This window comes from Flavobacterium aquariorum (assembly GCF_003254745.1).
Lineage (GTDB): Bacteria > Bacteroidota > Bacteroidia > Flavobacteriales > Flavobacteriaceae > Flavobacterium > Flavobacterium aquariorum.
Genome location: NZ_QKXH01000008.1, coordinates 220,952 through 237,497, shown reverse-complemented (window position 1 = coordinate 237,497; position 16,546 = coordinate 220,952). Strand labels below are relative to the sequence as shown.

Here is a 16,546-nt window from a genome sequence, read left to right as displayed (position 1 = left end):
GGCCAGATTATTGCAATTGGGTCTTTAAATCTTCTTCACTTACGAATCCTGATTTTTGCCATTTTATTACTTTATTTTCATATAATACTAAAGTAGGAAGTTCGCTGATTTTTAATTCCTGCATAATGGTTTTATTCTCGTCAGCATTCAATCGGATGATAACTACTTTGTCTCCCATTTCTTTTTGCATTTTTAGTATATAAGGCTCCATTTTTTTGCAAGGAGCACACCAAGGGGCATAAAAATTCACTAACACTTTCTTGTCTGATTTTAATAATTCGGCATATTCCTGAGGGCAAACACCAATGATTTTAGTGTCGGGTTTTGCCAATCCTGCAGCTTCCCATTTGAGCATTCCGCCGTCAAGATTGTAGATGGTTGTAAAACCCAATTCGGCTAATTTTTGGGATGCTTTGATGCTTCTTCCTCCACTTTTGCAATATACAAAAACGGGTTTTGTTTTGTCGTATTTGTCTGTTCTTAAAACAAAACTATCACTAAGCCAGTTTACATTGTCTGAGTTTTCAATATGTCCCGTTGCATATTCCTCGGGTGTGCGAACATCTAGGATTTGTGCATTTGGTGTTGTTTTTATTTTCTCTGAATATGTTGCAACATCAACGGTTTTTACAGCTGGTGAGGTTTGTGCGTTGCAGGAAAATACCAGAAAACAGATAACGAATAAATATAGGTGATTAATTTTCATCGGGGTGTAAGTATTAATATTTGTGTAAAATTAAGCATTTTTTGCTTTTTTGAATCTTTAAGTAATCTTAAATAAAAGTTACAAATTGAAAATAGTATAACTCTGAAGCGTCGATTTTACGATTGCTTCCGTGCGTTCGGGATGTGTGTCTGATATAAAAAGTTGTCCAAAGGTATCGTTGTTGACCATTTCGATGATTTTAGATACTCGATTTTCGTCTAATTTATCGAAGATATCGTCAAAAAGTAGAATAGGTTTTACACCACTTTGTTTTTTTAGGAATTCAAATTGTGCAAGTTTTAAGGCAATCAAAAATGATTTTTGCTGTCCTTGTGAACCAAATTTCTTGATTGGATAATTGTCGATTTCAAAAGAGAGGTCATCTTTATGGATACCCATGCTGGTGTATTGTAAGATTCGGTCTTTGTTGATGCTTTGCTGTAAGAGCGTCAATAAATCATTTTCGAATAAATGACTTTCATAAATTAGCTGAACGGATTCTTGCGAGCCGGTAATATTGTGATGATGAAAGTTGAAAATGGGAATGAACTCGGCGATGAACGCTTTTCTTTTTTCGAAAATGGATTGGCCAAATTCGGTTAGCTGTTCATTATATATAGATAAGGTATCATTATCATAAATATGGTTCAGTGCAAAATACTTTAATAAGGCATTGCGTTGGCTCATTACCTTTTGATATTGGATGAGTTGTTGCAGATAGTGTGGATCCAATTGAGATATCACGCTGTCCATAAATTTTCTTCGGGTTTCGCTTCCTTCCACAATTAAATCTCTGTCCGCTGGGGAAATAATAACCAAAGGGATGAAACCGATGTGGTCTGAGAATTTATCGTATGCTTTTCCGTTGCGTTTCAGTATTTTTTTTTGGCCTTTTTTGAGACTGCAGACAATTTGCTCGGTTCTTTCGTTTTTTTCGAATTCGGCGTCAATTACAAAAAACTCTTCGCCGTGTTTGATGTTTTGAACGGCAAGCGGATTGAAATAACTTTTTCCATACGACAAATGATAAATGGCATCCAATACATTGGTTTTTCCGATGCCGTTTTTGCCCACAAAACAATTGATTTTGCTGTCAAATTCGAAATTGGCTTCGGAAAAGTTTTTGTAATTGAATAAGGATATTTTTTTTAAATACATCTGAAGTTCTTGCTGGAATTGTTGACTTTGGAGCCTTTTTTTGGACGGTTTCTAAGAGGGTGCAAATTATTGAAAAATATCGATATAAAAGATGGGAAATTGTGTTTTCATTTTTTTACTACGTCCGTTCGCTCGCGTGAGGGATAGAAGCTAGCTACCGAAGTAGCGCGGATAGCCCGACAGTAGCTAGGAAAAAGGGCCCTGACGACAAAGTGAATAGCCCTTTTTTCTAGCTGGTGGCACGCCCTGATTATTCGGATATTAGGGGGTGTTTTTTCAGTGAAAATAAGGGATTAAAAATATTTTTCTAAATTTTAATATAAAATTCATTTTTTTTACGTGCATTAGAATAAAAATTTTATTTTTGCCGTTCACTAAATTAAATTTTAAATGGCTACTTACAGTAAAAGAGGATATAAAACACCAAAAGAAAAGGAAGTAAAAGACGATGCAGTTGAAAATGTATTGATTGACGAAAAAGACAGTGCTACGGCTGAGGTTTTTTCGAAATTAGACGAAACAGCTTCTAAAACAGAAGACTGGGTTGCTAAGAATCAAAAAATTATAATTGGGGTTGTAGGTGCTATTACATTGGTAACTGTTGGATATTTTGCTTATCAAAAATTTATCGCTAATCCTAAAGAAGATGATGCTGCTAACGAAATGTTTGTTGCGCAATCTAACTTTGAGAAAGCGACTAACGGTGTTGCAAGTGATTCATTGTACAAATTGGCATTGAATGGATCTGAAGGTAAATTTGGATTTGTAAAAATCGCTGATGAATATTCTGGAACAGCTGCTGGAAACTTGGCTAACTATTATGCTGGAATCGCTTACTTGAATACAGGTAAATATGATGAAGCTATTAATTATCTAGGTAAATTTAGTTCAAGTGATTTAATGTTGAGCGCTTTGGCAAAAGGAGCTATCGGAGATGCTTACTCTCAAAAAAATCAACCAAAAGAAGCTTTGGAGAACTATATTAAAGCGGTTGAAGCCAGTAAAAATGACTTCACTACTCCACGTTTCTTGATGAAAGCTGGTAAAGTTGCTTTGGCTTTAGGAAATAAAGCAGATGCTTTGAAATATTTTACAGATATTAAAGAAAATTATGAAAACGCTCCTGAAGCTGCTACAGTGGATGGTTTGATAGGTTTGTCACAAGAGTAAAAAATGATTTAGGATTGTTGGTTTATGGTTTCAAAGTTCTATCTTTATTATCTGAAATCTGAATTCTAAAATCTAAATTCTAAAATAGAAATGGCTACCGTAAATAAAAATTTATCGGATTACGATAAAAACACAGTCCCAAACGCGAAAGACTTTCGCTTTGGGATTGTTGTTTCAGAATGGAATGATACTATCACAGAAGGGCTTTATAATGGAGCGCTTGCTGCTTTATTAGAAAATGAAGTACCTCCTCATCACATTATCCGTTGGAATGTTCCCGGGAGTTTTGAGTTGATATATGGTTCAAAAAAAATGTTACAAACTCAAAATGTGGATGCTGTAATTGCCATTGGATGTGTGATTCAAGGGCAAACAAAACACTTTGATTTTGTATGCGAGGGAGTAACCCAAGGAATTAAAGATTTGAATGTTCAAACGGATATTCCGGTTATTTTTTGTGTATTGACAGATGATAATATACAACAATCGATTGACAGAAGTGGTGGTATTCATGGAAACAAAGGTACTGAAGCGGCTATAGCGGCCATAAAAATGGCTTATATTCGTCAACAAGCTTCTTTGACGCATCCAATTGATAATCAACATTTGTTGTCTTCCGGTGCTTTGCGAATTGAAAATTTGCCTTTGCAAATAGAAGAATAACAAATAGTTTTAAAATTTTAAAAAACCTATATCGTTCATGGAATGGTATAGGTTTTTTTTATGCTTTTTTTATGATTGATGGAATTTGACTGAATCTTCTTAATTTGTTATATTTGATGTTGAACGTTTTAATGCAGGAAATGAAAGTTTCGATTTTAAATAGATATTCGCTGGTTTTTTTGTTGTTTGTATTTGGATTCAGTCATGCACAAGGAACTATTGATGAAAACTTGAAAAAGGAGTTGGATGGGATTTACAAATCTGACCAAATTCTTAGAGAATATATCGATTCTGAAACTACCGATAGTAGAAAATTACAGATACTTAATGAAACAGGTTATTCAAAAGACGATTTAGCAAATGGTAAGGTGTATATGATAATGAATAATCGTGATTCCATTAATCTTATAAGGATTGAGGAAATTATCGCAAAATATGGTTATCCGGGTAAAACATTGGTTGGAGAACCTACAAATGAAGCAGCTTGGTTTGTGATTCAGCACAGCAAAAAAATAGCTGATTATTTCCCCTTGATTCAGGAAGCCGGAGCAAGCAATGAAATACCCTTTACCAAAGTTGCCATGATGCACGACAGAATGTTGATGCAAGAAGGAAAGGAACAGCTTTACGGGACTCAAGGGGCCGGTATGTATATTTTGAATCCGACATCGGGCAAGAAACAATTTTGGCATTATATTTGGCCAATCCAAAACGCAGAATCCGTAAATGAAATGAGGAAGGAAGCTGGTTTTACCACTACTGTAGAAGAGAACGCAAAAAGAATGGGAATAGTTTATAAACGATACTCCCTTGAAGAAATAAAGCAATTAACCATAAAAGAATAATAGTATTGCTATTGGTTTTAAAAGGGTTAGCTTTCGATTTAAATTTGCTTTTTTTTATGACTGCCAAAGAGGTAAAACCCAACAGAAATTCCTTAAATTTGTCCTCCTTTGATTTTTAAAAATAGTCCCCATAAATTAAAATAAGTTATTTAATGTCGAGTATAATTCAACTGCTTCCTGATCATGTTGCCAACCAAATTGCCGCTGGAGAAGTGGTGCAAAGACCTGCTTCAGTAGTAAAAGAACTATTGGAAAATGCGGTAGATGCAAAAGCAACAGACATTAAGTTGATTATTAAAGATGCCGGAAAGTCTTTGGTACAAGTTATTGATAATGGTTCGGGAATGAATGTTACAGATGCACGTATGTGTTTTGAACGTCATGCTACTTCCAAGATTCGCCAGGCCGAAGATTTATTTTCATTACATACCAAAGGATTTCGAGGAGAAGCTTTGGCTTCTATTGCGGCGATTGCCCATATGGAAATGAAAACCAAATTGGAGCAGGAAGAATTAGGAACTCACATCGTTATTGAAGGGAGTAAATTCATGTCCCAAGATGTGGCAGTTTTACCTAAAGGAACTTCATTTGCTGTCAAAAACTTATTTTTTAATATTCCAGCGAGACGTAATTTCCTGAAATCGGATACGGTTGAATATCGCCATATAATTGATGAATTTCAGCGAGTGGCTTTGGCACATCCCAAAATTCATTTTACGTTTTACCACAATGGTAGCGATATGTACAATTTGCCTCCATCTAGTTTAAGACAGCGAATTGTAAATTTTTTTGGTGGAAAAACCAATGAAAAATTAGTTCCTGTTGTTGAAGATACGGAGATGATGAATATTCAGGGTTTTGTAAGCAAACCTGAATTTGCTAAAAAAAATAGGGGGGAGCAGTTTTTCTTTGTTAATGACCGTTTCATAAAAAGCCCCTATTTGCACCATGCTGTTATGGCTGCTTATGAAGGGATTTTGAAAGATGGTTCCCAGCCCAGTTATTACTTGTATTTAACGGTGCCACCAAATACCATCGATATCAATATACATCCCACAAAAACTGAAATCAAGTTTGATAACGAAAGTGCGATGTATGCTATTCTAAGAGCTTCGATAAAACACAGTTTGGGACAGTTTAATGTGGCTCCCGTTTTGGATTTTGAAAGAGATGCCAATTTGGACACACCTTATCATTACAAAAACCTAGATGCAGAAGTGCCAACTATCCAAATAGACACAAATTTTAATCCTTTTGCAGAAGATAAACCCAATAAGCTTTTTTCAACGTATAAAAAAGTAGAACCAACAGCCAGTTGGGAGAGTTTGTATGTAGGAGTGAAACATGATACGGCAGTTGTTTCTGGGGGTAACGAATTTGCTTCAAGCAACAATGAATATACTTTTGAGAATAACGAATTTACCTTTGAAAATGAAGAGGTAACTTCATCTTTATTCGATGATGAGGAAGTGGAGCAAACGGTTCATAAAACCTATCAAATTCATAAAAAATACATAGTTTCTCCTATAAAATCCGGAATGGTAATTGTGGATCAAAGCAGAGCGCATCAACGTGTGCTGTATGAACAATTTCTAGTGAACATGACAGTTCAGCATGCCTCAAGTCAGCAATTGTTGTTTCCTATTAATTTGTTTTACTCAGCGACCGAAATGGAACTTATTGCAGAGCTTCAGCAGTCATTAGTAAATACGGGCTTTGTTTTTGAGGAGTCAAATCCCGATCATATCGTGATTTCGGGTATTCCGGTTAATATTACGGAGAGCGAAGTTGCTGCGGTTTTAGATCAGTTATTAAGTGATTTGCATAACGGAATTCCGGAGAATAGTTTCAGTCAGAATGATACTATTGCCAAATCGATGGCCAAAAGTTTGGCTGTCAAAACGGGTGCTTATTTGACTGAAAAAGAACAGGAAAATTTAGTAAATGGACTTTTCGCCTGCAAAGACCCGAATGTTTCCCCATTTCAAAAACCTACTTTCATCACCATGCGTGTGGAAGACTTAGATAAAAAATTTGCATTATGATGAATATTACACCTACAGTAAAACAGTTGTTAATTATAAATATATTGTTTTATATAGGCTCAATGATTGTTGGTGAGCCTGCCTATAAATTACTTTCAATGTATTTTTTCGAGAGTCCCGATTTTCATTTTTGGCAAATTTTCACGCATATGTTCATGCATGCACCATTGCCTAATATTATGCATATTGCTTTCAATATGTTTGCTTTGTATTCTTTTGGCTCTGCATTAGAACACTTTTGGGGTGGTAAAAAGTTTGTGTTTTTTTATATTTCCTGCGGTTTAGGAGCGGCTTTATTACACACTGCTGTGAATTATTATTTTTTTGAAAATGGGATTAATCTCCTGATAGAGAATGGGTATCAAAAGGTTGAAATATTAAAAATATTAAGCGAGGGAAAATTCGATACTAAATGGCAGGAGTTATTAACTCCTTCCGATTTTCAAGCATTTATGGGAGCTTATTTAGGAAATGTTGTAGGAGCTTCCGGAGCTATTTACGGCTTATTAGTGGCTTTTGCTTTTATGTTTCCTAATGCTGAATTGGCCTTAATGTTTATTCCAATTCCAATCAAAGCAAAGTATTTTGTTCCAGGATTGTTATTAATTGATTTATATTTGGGTGTTTCTGGAGGCTCCTTGTTTGGTGGATCGAGTGGAATTGCCCATTTTGCACACCTTGGAGGTGCATTGGTTGGTTATTTGATGATGTGGTATTGGAAGAAAAATCAGTTCGATAGCCATCGTTGGAATTAATGCCTTAAATTCTTAAAAGACAAATTGATAACCCATAACTGATTCTATCAAATATGAACATCTTAGACGATTTGAAAATGCAATATAAATTAGGTGGTATCGCCTTAAAGATGATCTATTGGAATATAGGTTGCTTTTTGGTATCCCTAGTTTTTTTCTATCAATTTAAGATTGGGGCTTTTGACTTTCCCAATTGGATCGCTTTGTCATCAGAACCTACTGTTTTTGTATTGAAACCATGGACTTTTCTATCGTATGCTTTTTTTCATGATGGATTTTTTCATTTGCTTTTTAATATGATGGTACTGAATTTTGCGAGTTACTTATTTTTGACTTTTTTTTCCTCAAAACAGTATTTGGGACTGTATGTTTTAAGCGCCATTTTTTCTGGATTGATTTTTGTTCTAGGGTTTAATCTATTGCATTACAGTGGATCTATAATTGGTGCATCGGCGGCTATCATGGCTATTTTAGTTGCGGTAACGACTTATAGCCCTTTGATGAATGTAAGATTGTTACTTGTTGGGAATGTGAAATTATGGCATATTACAGCAGTAATTATTATTTTGGATTTAATGCAATTCCGATTGGAGAATTCGGGTGGACATATTTCTCATTTGGCAGGCGCTTTTTTTGGTTTTTCATATATTAAATTGCTTCAAAGCGGAATTGATTTGAGTAAAATAGTTAGTGCCATTTTAGATTTCTTTACTAATTTATTTAAAAAACAGCAGACACCTTTCAAAAAAGTGCATAAAAATTATAGAAAACCAATCGAAAAACCGATTTCAAAAATAGTCGTAAAAGATAAAAAACAACAGCAGATAGACGAGATTTTGGACAAAATTAGTAAGTCTGGTTATGAAAGTTTGAGCCAAGAAGAAAAAGAATTCTTGTTTCAAGCCGGAAAATAGCCTATTTTTATCTAAATATTGAAGTGTAAATCGTGAACTTTTGATCTTAAAGTTTAAAACGCAGTAAAAATGAAGAACCTTTCATGGTTTAATAAAGGAATGTTTTTTTTGAATTTAGTACTTATTGTGCTAACATTCATCGCCTATTTACTACCATTTTTGGCGCCAAAATTTTTTCCTCTTTTATCGGTTTTTACTCTATTCATGCCTTTGTTTTTTTTAGCGAATGGATTGTTCTTCTTGTATTGGGGAATTCAATTTAAAAAACGCATGATTTTATCAGGCCTTGTCCTTTTGGTTGGGATTACTTTTTTTAATAAGTTTTATAAATTTTCTGCCAAAGAATTTGAGGAAAGCGATAAAGATTTTACGGTTATGAGTTATAACGTAAGATTGTTTAATGTTTTTAAATGGTTGGATCGTGACGATATTCCAGATGTGATTTTAGAATTTATCAATAATGAAAATCCAGACATATTATGCATCCAAGAGTTTTCAAATTCTGCGAATATTGATCTAAAAGTATATCCCTATAAATTTGTTTTGATGGAGGGAAAACAAATTAAAACGGGCCAGGCAATATTTTCTAAATTCCCTATCATTGAGCATGGAAATATTGTATTTCCAAAGTCAAATAACAATGTGGTTTATGCAGATATTAAAAAGGGAAAAGACATTATACGAGTTTATAATATGCATTTGCAGTCCATAAAAATTTCGCCGGATGTCAACGAAATTTCCGAAAATATAGATGCAATTGACCAACAAAAATCCAAGTTTCTTTTTATACGAATCAGTAAAGCGTTTACGCAACAACAAGAGCAGGCGGCTATCTTTAAAGAGCACGAAAAGAACTGCAAATACCCAATTATTATCTGTGGCGATATGAATAACAGCGCTTTTTCATACGTGTATAGAAATATAAAAGGAAAATTGAAAGATAGTTTTGAAGAAGCTGGAGTAGGTTTTGGTGCTACTTATAAGTTTAAGTATTATCCAGCCCGAATAGATTATATTTTTGCCGACGAAACTATGGAAGTCAAACAATTTGAAAGCTTTCCCGAATTTCAAAACTCAGATCACTATCCCATTATGGCAAAGTTATCTATGAAATAGTTTTAATTTTCTTTTAGAAAAATTATAAACCCTTCCTAAATATATTTTAATTTAGGAAGGGTTTGTAGTTTTAAACTAATTGTAGAGTATTGAGTTTTATTTGATAAGAACTTGATTTTTTAAATAATCCATGGCAAATTTCCCCTCATTAAATAATAAATCAAGAACGCTTAGATTGTTCAAAAACCCGAATTTGTCATCGAATACTTGAGTGTAGGACTCAAAAACAGAATGATCTTTTTTTCCGTTTACCAAATATCGAAAATCGCTCGTTTGATTGTTGTTTATTTCGTGGAAATATTCAATAGTGGTGTCAAATTCTAATTTCATTCGCAAACACTTGCATGTTATTTCTAATGCTTCAAAATTGAGATCCATCAAAAATGTATACTTCTTTTGAAATATAGGAAGCAAATCATCTTCAAAATACTCAAAAAAAGGAGAACTTCTGTAAGCAGCTTCCAGCGATTTGAAATGCTGTTTTTGCCAATCAAACTCGGGTTCTATTTTAATATCTTTTGTCTTTTGATGTGCTAAATTAGAATGCTTTATTGGGATGTTTAATAACTGAATACCATTTGGACTATAAATGTAAGTTCTGTTGCGATTGGTTTGTTTTTGAAAATTATCCTCCATTTCAAATGTAATACTGTCCGATTGAGCCATAGCAACAAAATGGCTTACCGACGGAAAATAGGAGGGGTGTATTAAAATATTCATTGCTTTTAAGGTTTTGAAATTAGGAGTTTAGAAGGCTTAGTGATGTAATCTAAAGCTCCTAAATAATATATACTTCTAAACTACTTTCTTTTCTTTTCTTTTTTTCCAAAAATACTCACCAACGAAGAAGGCTGCTAGAGCGATTAAGAAGTAAATCAAATAAGATTTGGGTTCCCCATTATTTACAAAAGAGAAAACTCGATTCCATCTTACTTTCTGAATTCCTTTTCCATCTTTATCCCAACTGAACCAAATGAACACTGGTTTGCCAACTACGTGATCAAAAGGAACATATCCCCAAAATCTTGCGTCTAAAGAGTTTTGACGATTATCTCCCATCATCCAATAATAATCTTGTTTAAAAGTATAACTGTTAGCTGATTTTCCGTTTATTATAATTTTATCACCGTCAATCTGCAATGTGTTTTTTTCGTATTCCTGAATGATGCGTTTGTAAAATGGAAGTGTTGTTTTGTCTAATTTAATTATCACTCCTTTTTTAGGAATATAAATAGGTCCAAAATTGTCTATGTTCCATCCTAAAGAATGAATGTGAGGAAATACATCGCCATCTTCTCCTTTTGGGAGTAAATACTTTTTGACACTTTTAACTACCGGATTGTTAGCTATTCTGACTGCTTCGTTATCGGTTAAAGTTAATACATATTCGCCATTATTGGTCAATCCAAAATTTCCATTCGCATCCTTCAAACCATCTCTAGCGCCATACATGTTTACTAGCGAGTTTTGATCCATACTTGTCCCTTGAGTATTTACAAAAAAGTTATATTGGAGTTTTGCACTTTCTGGTAATTTGCTTAGTTTCCCATTGATGTAAACGTCTCCTTCACGAATCTCCAAAGAATCTCCAGGTATAGCAACACAGCGTTTTACTAAATTTGTTTTTTTATCAATCGGTTTGTAATAATTTCTTGCAGGTTTAAAATTATCCATATCCAATAAAGTATCCGCGGGCTGATTAAACACTACAATTTCATTGCGTGCAATCGTTTCAATAGCTGGGAACCTAAAATAGGGTAATTGGAACTTGTTCAAAAGCGAAGTTTCTTTTTTTGTAATATCATCATTGAACAGGTATGATTTAATGCCTAAAAACGGGATTGAATCATGCACCATAGGCAACGCAATTGCCGTCATAGGAGCTCTTGCCCCGAAATTTAATTTACTTACAAATAAAAAATCACCAATGTATAATGTCTTTTCTAATGAAGAAGACGGAATCGTAAATGGCTGTATAATGTAGGTGTGAACCAAAGTAGCAACAATAACAGCAAAAAGTAGAGAACTAACTGTATCGGATGTTTTATTCTCGGGCTTTAATTTTCGCTCTGCTTTGTAATTTAATTTTTGTGTGTAACTCAGGTAATAAATGTAAAAACCTAAAGTGACAATGACCAAAAAGGTATCTAACCTCGAATTCTTTCCGAAGCTTCTTATTGTTTCGACCCAAATTACGGGAAACATGATAAGATTGATGATTGGAATAAATAGTAGAACAGTCCACCAAGTAGGTCTGCCAATGATTTTCATCAAAATGATTGCATTGTAAACTGGAATTAAAGCCTCCCAGCGTTTTCTGCCTGCAATTTCATATAGTTTCCATGTTCCTAAAAAATGGACTATTTGTATGAACAGAAAAAAAAGAAACCATTGGTATATTGACATACTAGCCTTATTTTATAATTCTTTTTTCGCTTTTCTTTTTTTCCAGAAATACTCACCAACAAAAAAAGCAGCTAGGGCAATCAGGAAGTATTTAAAATAAGATTGAGGTTGTCCTTCACCGCTAACAGTTGTGAATACCCTGTCCCAACGAACTTTCCAATTACTTTTAGGGCCATTAATTCCATCGATACTCATCCAGATAAAAATTGGCTTTCCTACTATATGATTTTCGGGAACGTAACCCCAGTAACGACTGTCTTCAGAGTTATGTCGGTTGTCTCCCATCATCCAATAATAATTTTGGTCAAAAGTGTATGTTGTGGCTACTTTACCGTTAATTCTAATCTCATTACCGTTTACTTTCAAATCCTTTTTTTCGTAATCGGTTATGATGGTTTTGTAGAAAGGCAAAGTTTCTAGGTTTAAGGCAATAGTTTTTCCTTTTTGTGGGATATAAATTGGACCAAAATTATCTCGGTTCCATTTGTTGATGTGTGGGAAAATACCATCTTCAACATTTTTGGAAATAATTCGGTTTACAGCAGTGATTCCTGGAACATGCTTTAGTCTTTCGGCTCCAGCAGCAGTCAAGGCGCTGATGAATAAAGTGTCTCTTGTTTGTTGGTTTAAGAAACCGGCTCCATCAGTGATGTCCATGTCTTTGAAAAGATATTCAAAGTCAATAGGTGTTTTACCATCCAAAACTACATTGTAGGAGAACTGTGGTTTAGCTCGTTCCGGTAAAATTAATTCTTTTCCGTTGATGTAAACTAATCCGTCTTTTATGGATAAGCTATCACCAGGGACACCAACACAACGTTTTACATAATTCGATTTTTTGTCAATTGGCTTGTCTACTCTTAATCCAGATCGGTCCCTGAATTTGTATACGGTATCTGCTGGCCAGTTGAAAACAACAATATCGGTACGGTTGATGGTTTGAAAACCTGGAAGCCTAAAATATGGCAATTGAGGCCAAGTCAAATAAGATTTTCTTTTGGTTAATGGAATAGTATCATGTACCATTGGCATGGCTACAGTTGTCATTGGAACTCTCGCTCCATAATTCATTTTACTCACAAACAAAAAGTCACCAACCAACAAGGATTTCTCTAATGAAGAAGTAGGAATAGTATAAGGCTGGATAAAATAGGTGTGAACAATAGTAGCCACAATCACTGCAAAAAGTAATGAGCTAATCGTATCAGCTGCTTTATGGTCAGGGCTTAAATTTCTATCCGCTTCGTAATTTAAAGTTTGGGTATAATTGAGATAATAAATGTAAAATCCTAAGGTTCCAATAACAAGTACTGTATCTAAAAAGGATTTTTTACCAAAACTGCGAATAGTTTCTACCCAAATAACAGGAAACATAATCAGGTTAATGATTGGAATAAAAAGTAAAAGTGTCCACCAAGTTGGTCGACCGATTATTTTCATTAAAACAATTGCATTGTAAACTGGAATTGCTGCTTCCCAACGTTTTCTTCCTGCGCTTTCATATATTTTCCAAGTTCCTAAGAAATGAATAACCTGAACGGCCAAAAAGAATACAAACCAGAGATATAGTGTCATAATTTTAGATTTTAAGCTTTAGATTTTTAGATCAAATTTCTATTAGAAGTTTGGGGTTTTATTATTTGGAACTTGATTCTTTTCTATTTAGTATTTAAATTCAATACATCTTTCATTGTATAAACACCTTGTTTTCCAGCAAGCCATTCGGCAGCTATTACGGCGCCCAATGCAAAACCTTCACGATTGTGTGCTGTGTGTTTTATTTCGATGGAATCCACCTCAGAATTGTAGGTTACAGTATGAGTCCCTGGAACTGTTCCCACTCTTACTGCCTCTATATGAATCTCGTTTTCTTTTGGGGCATCATCTAATGTCCAATTTGTATAATTACTGTTTTCAATAATGCCTTTGGCTAATGAAATAGCAGTTCCGCTTGGTGCATCTAGTTTTTGATCATGATGAATTTCTTCCATTTCTACTTTGTAATGATCAAATTGGGACATGATTTTGGCTAAATATTCATTGAATTCAAAAAATAAATTCACCCCAAGACTAAAGTTGGAGCTAGAGATAAATCCTCCATTTTTTTCTTTGCAAAGAGCAATCATTTCATCATAATGTTCTAACCATCCTGTTGTTCCTGAAACTACTGGGACATTGGCATGAAAGCAACTAGAAATATTGCTTACTGCAGCTGAAGGTACGCTGAAATCGATAGCAACATCTGCAGAGGAAAGCCCCTCATAGGTGTTAAATTCGTCTTTTTTCAAAACAATTTCATGTCCTCTTTCTAAAGCAAATCTTTCAATTACATGACCCATTTTTCCGTATCCTAAAAGCGCAATTTTCATTTGTGTATATTTTTGATTTTTAAAAAGAAACGAAGATTGTTCGAATCTAAAAACGATAATTAAGTGTTAGTCCTAAATTTGATTTTAATGTTACAGGATCTGGAGTTATTTCTGGTTGAAAAGATAAACTCTGATTCACATTAAATTGTATTAAGGCTGCGTCAACGTTGGCATCTATAATGTTTAATACATAAAAGCCAATTACAAAAAGTCCTGATAACGAAGCGTTTCTTTGGTAAAACTCTTGAGCCGATATTAACTGCTTGTCAGAGAGATAGTCGTAATTAGGGTCTGGATTACCTGCTAAACGACTTTTGTAGGCATCTCTATATTCGTTGTATTTTTTTTTATTGTCAACATATAGATACAAACTGGTCCCCATAGCTCCATAAACTAAAGGAATTTTCCAGTATTTTTTATTATATGCTTGGCCTAAACCAGGTAAAATAGCCGAATAGAAAGCGGCTTTTGCAGGTGTCAAAGGGTCTATCTCTATTGATTTTAAAGTGTCTTTTGGCTTTAAAACAGCTTCGGTTTTTGCTTGTGCAAAAACCGAAGCGTTTCCTAAAAGAAAAAGCAATAGCCCTATGGATATGATTTTATTCACTACCCTTCTATTAATTTTATAATTCTGTTGAAGTCTTCTTCAGAATGAAAAGGAATCGTGATTTTTCCTTTTCCATTGCCAGCAACTTTTACATCTATTTTTGTTCCGAAATACTTGTTGAAAGTACTCACATCTTCATCATTAATTTCAAAAGAAGAAGTTTTTGTTGGAATAGCTGGTTTTGGTTTTAAACTTTCGTGATAATTTTTCACCAAAGTTTCGGTCTCCCTTACTGACAGATTTTGACTTACTATTTTTTGATAAATATTGGTCTGAACATCATGATCTTCAATGTTGATGATAGCACGACCGTGACCCATACTTATAAAACCATCACGGATTCCGGTTTGAATAATTGGGTCTAATTTTAAAAGTCTCAAGTAGTTGGCAATAGTAGAACGTTTTTTACCAACCCTTTCACTCATTTGCTCTTGCGTTAATTGGATTTCATCAATCAAACGTTGGTACGAAAGCGCAATCTCTATTGGATCCAAATCATGACGTTGGATGTTCTCAACCAATGCCATTACTAAAGACTCATTGTCATTTGCAATACGGATGTAGGCAGGTATTGTTGTAAGCCCAATTAATGTGGAAGCGCGTAAACGACGTTCCCCAGAAATTAACTGGTATTTATTGAAGTCTAATTTACGGACAGTAATTGGCTGAATAACGCCTAATTCCTTGATGGAAGTGGCTAATTCGCGCAATGATTCCTCATTAAAATTGCTTCGGGGCTGAAAAGGATTTATTTCTATAGCATCAATTTCAAGCTCTATAATATTCCCTACTACTTTATCTGCATTTTTATCTTCTACCGATTGAATATCGTTCTCAGGATCTTTTAATAATGCAGATAAACCTCTACCTAAGGCTTGTTTTTTTATTGCTTTTGACATACAACTATTTACTATTTTTCTTTATAATTTCTTGAGCTAAGTGAATATAATTAACAGCTCCTTTGCTGGTAGCATCATAGTTAATAATGCTTTCTCCAAAACTAGGTGCTTCGCTCAATTTTACATTTCTTTGTATTACAGTTTCAAAGACCATATCGTTAAAATGTTTTTGAACTTCTTCAACTACTTGGTTAGATAAACGCAATCTGGAATCAAACATGGTCAATAATAAACCTTCAATGTCCAAATCTGGATTGTGGATTTTTTGAATGCTTTTTATGGTATTTAATAATTTACCCAAACCTTCTAGTGCAAAATACTCGCACTGAATTGGAATTACCACAGAATCTGCTGCAGTCAAAGCATTCAAGGTCAAAAGTCCAAGAGATGGAGCGCAATCAATTAAGATATAGTCATATTTATCTTTTACGCTTTCCAATGCTTTTTTAAGCATGTATTCTCTATTTTCTTTGTCAACCAGTTCAATTTCAATCGCAACAAGATCTATATGTGCAGGAATTACATCTACATTTGGGGAGGAACATTTTATGATGGCCTCTGAAGGGGTGTGACTATGTTCGAGAATTTGGTAGGTTCCAATTTCAACGGTTTCTACATCAATACCTAAACCTGAAGTAGCATTCGCCTGAGGATCAGCGTCTATTAGTAATACTTTTTTTTCTAAAACACCCAACGAAGCAGCTAGGTTAATAGAAGTAGTTGTCTTTCCAACTCCACCTTTCTGATTCGCAATCGCTATGATTTTGCCCATTTATTTTCTAAATTTTGAACGGTAAAAATACAATTATTTATGGGTTTTGAAAATCTATTTTGTTAACAAAAACAAATAGTTTTCACAGTTCCCAATTTATCTTATCAATACTGTCTATTCT

16 protein-coding genes are annotated in these 16,546 nt (G+C 34.2%); 7 read left to right on the top strand and 9 right to left on the bottom strand.

What is annotated here, in order from left to right; all coding sequences use genetic code 11:
* Positions 1–7 precede the first annotated feature (7 nt).
* Positions 8–706 (bottom strand): thioredoxin domain-containing protein, encoded by a 699-nt coding sequence (locus DOS84_RS13910; RefSeq protein WP_111410724.1) that lies wholly within the window; start codon positions 704–706, stop codon positions 8–10.
* 78 nt (positions 707–784) lie between these two features.
* Positions 785–1,864: a DNA replication/repair protein RecF gene (gene recF / locus DOS84_RS13905; protein WP_111410723.1), complete on the bottom strand. Its 1,080-nt coding sequence runs from the start codon at positions 1,862–1,864 to the stop codon at positions 785–787.
* Positions 1,865–2,254: 390 nt separating this feature from the next.
* Between recF and DOS84_RS13900 the strand changes: the two genes are divergently transcribed.
* The 7 genes from DOS84_RS13900 (at position 2,255) to DOS84_RS13870 (ending at position 9,372) form a co-directional block, all read left to right on the top strand.
* Positions 2,255–3,034, top strand: a complete 780-nt coding sequence (locus tag DOS84_RS13900) for a tetratricopeptide repeat protein (RefSeq protein ID WP_111410722.1) — start codon at positions 2,255–2,257, stop codon at positions 3,032–3,034.
* Between the two features lie 90 nt (positions 3,035–3,124).
* A complete protein-coding gene (gene ribH / locus DOS84_RS13895) occupies positions 3,125–3,697 on the top strand; it encodes a 6,7-dimethyl-8-ribityllumazine synthase (RefSeq protein WP_111410721.1) in 573 nt (190 codons plus the stop codon).
* 116 nt (positions 3,698–3,813) lie between these two features.
* On the top strand, positions 3,814–4,542 hold the full coding sequence (locus tag DOS84_RS13890; protein WP_111410720.1) for a DUF6624 domain-containing protein: 729 nt from the start codon (positions 3,814–3,816) through the stop codon (positions 4,540–4,542).
* 152 nt (positions 4,543–4,694) lie between these two features.
* Positions 4,695–6,587: a DNA mismatch repair endonuclease MutL gene (gene mutL / locus DOS84_RS13885; RefSeq protein WP_111410719.1), complete on the top strand. Its 1,893-nt coding sequence runs from the start codon at positions 4,695–4,697 to the stop codon at positions 6,585–6,587.
* Positions 6,584–7,342: a rhomboid family intramembrane serine protease gene (locus tag DOS84_RS13880; RefSeq protein WP_111410718.1), complete on the top strand. Its 759-nt coding sequence runs from the start codon at positions 6,584–6,586 to the stop codon at positions 7,340–7,342. The genes mutL and DOS84_RS13880 overlap by 4 nt, the downstream gene beginning before the upstream one ends.
* 53 nt (positions 7,343–7,395) lie before the next feature.
* Positions 7,396–8,256: a rhomboid family intramembrane serine protease gene (locus DOS84_RS13875; protein ID WP_111410717.1), complete on the top strand. Its 861-nt coding sequence runs from the start codon at positions 7,396–7,398 to the stop codon at positions 8,254–8,256.
* A 69-nt stretch (positions 8,257–8,325) separates the two neighbouring features.
* Positions 8,326–9,372 (top strand): endonuclease/exonuclease/phosphatase family protein, encoded by a 1,047-nt coding sequence (locus DOS84_RS13870; RefSeq protein ID WP_111410716.1) that lies wholly within the window; start codon positions 8,326–8,328, stop codon positions 9,370–9,372.
* Between the two features lie 96 nt (positions 9,373–9,468).
* Here DOS84_RS13870 and DOS84_RS13865 read toward each other — a convergent pair whose 3' ends face one another.
* The 7 genes from DOS84_RS13865 to DOS84_RS13835 form a co-directional block, all read right to left on the bottom strand.
* Positions 9,469–10,092 carry a WbqC family protein gene (locus tag DOS84_RS13865; protein ID WP_111410715.1) on the bottom strand — a complete coding sequence of 208 codons (624 nt, stop codon included), beginning with the start codon at positions 10,090–10,092 and terminating at the stop codon, positions 9,469–9,471.
* A 75-nt stretch (positions 10,093–10,167) separates the two neighbouring features.
* Entirely contained in the window at positions 10,168–11,778 is a 1,611-nt protein-coding gene (lepB, locus tag DOS84_RS13860) for a signal peptidase I (protein WP_111410714.1), read from the bottom strand.
* Between the two features lie 12 nt (positions 11,779–11,790).
* Complete coding sequence (gene lepB / locus DOS84_RS13855) at positions 11,791–13,353, bottom strand: signal peptidase I (protein WP_111410713.1); 1,563 nt, start codon at positions 13,351–13,353, stop codon at positions 11,791–11,793.
* Positions 13,354–13,436: 83 nt separating this feature from the next.
* Positions 13,437–14,147, bottom strand: coding sequence for a 4-hydroxy-tetrahydrodipicolinate reductase (gene dapB, locus DOS84_RS13850; RefSeq protein WP_111410712.1), 711 nt, complete (start codon positions 14,145–14,147; stop codon positions 13,437–13,439).
* A 46-nt stretch (positions 14,148–14,193) separates the two neighbouring features.
* Positions 14,194–14,754 (bottom strand): DUF5683 domain-containing protein, encoded by a 561-nt coding sequence (locus DOS84_RS13845; RefSeq protein ID WP_111410711.1) that lies wholly within the window; start codon positions 14,752–14,754, stop codon positions 14,194–14,196.
* Complete coding sequence (locus DOS84_RS13840) at positions 14,754–15,653, bottom strand: ParB/RepB/Spo0J family partition protein (RefSeq protein ID WP_111410710.1); 900 nt, start codon at positions 15,651–15,653, stop codon at positions 14,754–14,756. Before DOS84_RS13840 ends, DOS84_RS13845 begins: the two co-directional genes overlap by 1 nt.
* A 4-nt stretch (positions 15,654–15,657) precedes the next feature.
* Positions 15,658–16,425, bottom strand: coding sequence for a ParA family protein (locus tag DOS84_RS13835; RefSeq protein WP_111410709.1), 768 nt, complete (start codon positions 16,423–16,425; stop codon positions 15,658–15,660).
* Positions 16,426–16,546 lie beyond the last annotated feature (121 nt).